Annotated in this window: 1 protein-coding gene; it reads left to right on the top strand. The window is 69.3% G+C overall.

Annotated elements, in window-relative coordinates:
* On the top strand, positions 1 to 726 hold a 726-nt coding region (locus INT12_RS30710; RefSeq protein WP_193059207.1), incomplete at both ends, for a TolB family protein.

Raw genomic sequence — 726 nt, forward strand, 5'->3', positions numbered from 1 at the left:
TGACAGCAAGGCCAGTACCGGCCTGTTCATCCGCAACCTGCGCACCCGCGATGCAGCCCCGCCCAAGCCGCTCACCCCGGCCGGCTGGAACGTCAACTCGGCCGCGCTGTCGGCCGATGGCCAGACCGTGTACTTCCTCAGCGCCAAGGGCGGCAGCCAGCAGCTGTACGCGATGCCGCTGGCCGGCGGCACCCCGCGCCAGCTGACCGATTTCGCGGTGGACGTGGACAGCTTCCAGATCTCGCCGCAGGGCGACCGCGTGGCCTTCAGCGCCGGCGTGTTCCAGGACTGCGGTTCGGACCTGGCCTGCACCAGCAAGAAGCTGGACGCGCACAAAGCGCGCAAGAACACCGGTGAAGTGTTCGACAGCCTGTTCGTGCGCCATTGGGACACCTGGAACGACGGCCGCCGCAACACCCTGTTCGTGGCCCCGCTGCCGGCTGCCAAGGCCGCTGCGGTCAAGGGCGCCTCGGCGATCAGCGCTACGCTGGCCGGCGATGCGCCGTCCAAGCCGTTCGGCGGCAATGACGATTTCACCTGGGCGCCGGACGGCAAGAGCGTGGTGGCCAGCATCCGCGTGGCCGGCCGCGAAGAAGCGTGGTCGACCAACTTCGACCTGTACCGCCTGGAGGCCGAGGGCAAGCAGGCACCGGTCAACCTGACCGCCGCCAACCCGGCCTGGGATGCCGGCCCGGTGTTCAGCGCCGACGGCAACACCCTGTACTA

Origin of the sequence: Pseudomonas sp. K8 (genome assembly GCF_014889455.1) — a bacterium.
GTDB classification, from domain to species: domain Bacteria; phylum Pseudomonadota; class Gammaproteobacteria; order Pseudomonadales; family Pseudomonadaceae; genus Aquipseudomonas; species Aquipseudomonas veronii.